The organism is Sagittula sp. SSi028, assembly GCF_048553715.1.
Taxonomy (GTDB): Bacteria; Pseudomonadota; Alphaproteobacteria; order Rhodobacterales; family Rhodobacteraceae; genus Sagittula.
Genome location: NZ_JBLZNC010000032.1, coordinates 1 through 3512 on the forward strand (window position 1 = coordinate 1; position 3512 = coordinate 3512).

At 56.7% G+C, this 3512-nt stretch carries 2 protein-coding genes and 1 pseudogene; all 3 read left to right on the forward strand.

What is annotated here, in order from left to right:
• Positions 1–1666 precede the first annotated feature (1666 nt).
• Positions 1667–1813: a hypothetical protein gene (locus ACN5AZ_RS18545; RefSeq protein ID WP_419430382.1), complete on the forward strand. Its 147-nt coding sequence runs from the start codon at positions 1667–1669 to the stop codon at positions 1811–1813.
• Positions 1814–2112: 299 nt separating this feature from the next.
• Positions 2113–2415: an H-NS family nucleoid-associated regulatory protein gene (locus ACN5AZ_RS18550; protein ID WP_419430383.1), complete on the forward strand. Its 303-nt coding sequence runs from the start codon at positions 2113–2115 to the stop codon at positions 2413–2415.
• A gap of 185 nt (positions 2416–2600) precedes the next feature.
• Positions 2601–3397: pseudogene (locus tag ACN5AZ_RS18555) on the forward strand (IS5 family transposase); the annotation flags it as partial.
• Between the last annotated feature and the right edge of the window lie 115 nt (positions 3398–3512).

Consider the following 3512-nt stretch of genomic DNA (forward strand, 5'->3'; position numbering starts at 1 on the left):
GCAACATGCACCGTATAACGGCCGTTGAAAACCTCCTAGATGGCACGCGCGGAAGCAGAAAGTGTTATAATATAACACAAATACATAATACCAATTATCAGGCGCAGCGCTTCACCGTGAGTTCACCCCAACGCCACCCAACACATCCGGCACCCGCCTCGCGCGAGCGCTCGGCACCCCCCTTCGACCACCCGCAGGCCCGTGACATCCCCGCATCTCGCGCCGTCGCACTGGACACCACATTAACCGCACTTGGCGGCCACAGCCGCTCTTCGCCACCCCTCGATCCGCAGCACCGGCCGTCACGACCCTGTCAGGCCCACAGGGCTCAGACCCTTGCGGTCATTGACGGTGCGGTCACCCTTGGATCGTGCGGCGTGTGTCCGGCGGCACACAACCCCCGTCACGTGCCTGACGGGATGACAGCGCGTCATGGCAAGGGTCAACGCCCCCCAAAGGCCCCGCCGTAACGCACGACACCCCTTTACTCCCCGAAACGCACCCCCGCGAGGTCGAAAACTTCGGCCTGAGACCCGCCGATCTGCCCAAATCCTGCGTTGCGCGCCCCCAAATCCGACCTCGAAAGTCCGATAAACAGCGCTGCGCTGTTACATCCATAAAAACAAAGGGTTACGCCGTTCTGCCAGGGGCGTATTGGCCAAAATTGCGCAAAATGTCGAAAAGTGCGCCAAAATTACAAAATCCACCGGACGCAAAAATCCAGCAAAAACAGCGCCGTAACAGGTGTAACGGCCTGTAACACCGACTTGTTACACCCTAAGTCTCTGAAAAGTCTACTATAATTGTATTTATCTATATTTGTAACAGATATATAGATAGATATATACATATACATACACACATACGCACACACACAAACACAGTTTCCGCCGCCGAGGCGTTACAGCCGTTACAGACCTTCAAATCATTGATTAATAAACAAAAAAGCGTAACGCCGAGCGCGCCAGAAAGTGTTACGCCGCTTGGGTGGCCGCGCCAAGTCATTGAAATAAAGGGCAAAAAGTGTAACGCCGGCCTCTGGCGGGGGTCGCCTCCGTGAAGTGCCCGAAGCCGCAAAGTGCAAACGCCCCGACGAGCCACCCTCAGAATGCGCGCCAGAGCGCCATACAGGGCCGCCAGATAGGCGGAGGTTAATTTTCCCGCTACGGGGTGCCAAGATCACAAAACGACGCCACAGGAGGCCTCTCCGCGTCTGTGTGGCGATTTTCACCTCAGGACATCACGCGTCATCCCGCGAGGAGCGACCCTCCCTCCAGAGCTACGCCGCGCGCCATCCCGACCGTGAATTCCCCCAAAACCCGGCAGCGAGGAGCGCCTGAGAGGGCCGCTAGAGGCTCCGCGTCTGAGATTGAAGGGGTTGGGCACCGGGCTTTGGCCAAGCGCTCGCAGCCCCCTCCTTGCGCCGCCACGAGAGGCCAGAGCTTGGTGCCACGACAGCACTGAGGTCAGTCACCCCACGATCGGCACGATCATGGGCTGCGCCCGTGACGCGAGCCCCCGCGACAAAGCGGCACTCAAACGATCGCCGCGCACAATCGGGGATTGCCAAATTCCCCAACCCTTTCTAACACCGCAGCACTCTCACGAAAATTAACGAAGCACTGACAAAGTGCTGATACCTCCCACCGTCATTCGAGGCACGCAAATGATCAAAACCATTAAAATCGGCCAGCACATCTCCGTCCAAGGCCTCTTCGAAAAACTTCTGCCCGACGGCCGCATGCAAGTCAGTGTGGGCTCCACAATCTACGCCGGCATGCCGGTTTCTGCGCCCGCAACTCCGGCGAGCTAACGCCCGAAAATCGGGGCCGGGTCGCAATAAAGCGATCAGATTGATTGGCAAAAATCGTACGGCCGCGCCGATATGGTGCCCGGCCGTATAGCCCACCACCTCCCAAAAAGACACTCAATCTCGGCAAAGGCCTGCGCGCTTTGATGGATCGCCGATCGCCCCCTGCCCGCTCGAAAGTAAACATAAACTCAACTGAAAGTGCATAGATCAATCAATTAACATGCCATGATCACATTTATCCTACTTGGATAAATCGCACTTACCCTCCATATTGGCGAAACAATTCCACGGAGGAAAAAATGGCGGATCTCGAAAACATGTCCCTCGACGAGCTAAAGCAGCTCGAAAAGGATGTCTCCAAAGCTATCAAAAGTTTTGAAACACGACGCAAAGCTGAAGCACGCGCAGCAGCTGAAGCCGTCGCCCGAGATATGGGCTTCTCTCTCGCAGAACTCACCGAAGGCGCAAAAACAAAAGGCGCACCCAAATACCAGCACCCCGAAAATCCAGAACTCACCTGGACCGGGCGTGGCCGCCAACCAAAATGGTTCATCGAAGCCATCGAAAACGGCAAAACCGCCGATGAACTCGCAGTCCGATAATCGGCAAGGAAGTCGTAATGAAAGGGGCACCCCAAAAACGGGGTGTCTCTGGCCAACGTGAAGGCTGGCCATAAGGGGCCATCACCGCAGGACACTCAAATTGGCAGCGAATGTCACTCTGGGTTCAGGACCCATTGATTTCCCGGTATCAGCGTGATTCACGGCTCGAAAATCGAGCGGTGAACATTTCTGATCTCTTCTGGTTGAGCGATGCGCAGATGGCGCGTCTGGAGCCTTTCTTTCCGAAGTCCCACGGCAAGCCTCGCGTCGATGATCGACGCGTGTTGAGTGGGATTATCTTCATTAATCGCAATGGTTTACGTTGGCGCGATGCCCCGGCGGAATATGGGCCACACAAGACACTCTACAACCGCTGGAAACGTTGGAGTGACAAGGGCATCTTCGCGCGGATGATGGTCGGCTTGGCCGCCGATCACGGCGAACCGAAGACCGTTATGATCGACGCAACCTATCTGAAGGCACAGCGCACAGCGACCAGCATGGGCGTGAAAAAAGGGGGGCGTGGTCGCCTGATCGGTCGTATCAAAGGCGGCATGAACACCAAGCTGCACGCAATCTGTGACAGTCAGGGGCGACCAATTGACCTGTATGTCACCGCCGGACAAGTCTGCGATTATATCGGCGCACGTGCGCTGCTTAGTGGCCTGCCAAACGTCAAATGGCTACTCGGAGATCGTGGCTATGACGCTGATTGGTTCAGAGAAGCGTTGCAAGACAAGAGGATACGCGCCTGTATCCCAGGCCGGAAGAAACGCAAGACGCCAGTCAAATACCCCTCTCGGGCCATCACTGCGTGATGCCCTGCCGGGCAGTGGACAAGCGGAGATACAAGCGGCGCAACCGCATCGAGATCATGTTCGGCAGGCTCAAAGACTGGAGGCGCGTCGCGACCCGCTATGACCGATGCCCGAAGGTGTTCCTCTCAGCAATCGCCCTCGCAGCTCTCGTTATCTACTGCTTATGCATCCTGACCCTTCTGTATCTGCGTTCTGCTAAACTTGCCCCGTCACCGGCCCCGGCCAGGGTCAGTGACGGGGTGGTGCGCGACGTCTGACCCTTTTGGCATAACCACGCTT

Excerpts from the sequence above, each read along its gene's own strand:
- ACN5AZ_RS18545 (WP_419430382.1), top strand. The coding sequence starts at position 1,667 with ATGATCAAAACCATTAAAATCGGCCAGCACATCTCCGTCCAAGGCCTC.
- ACN5AZ_RS18550 (WP_419430383.1), top strand. The coding sequence starts at position 2,113 with ATGGCGGATCTCGAAAACATGTCCCTCGACGAGCTAAAGCAGCTCGAA.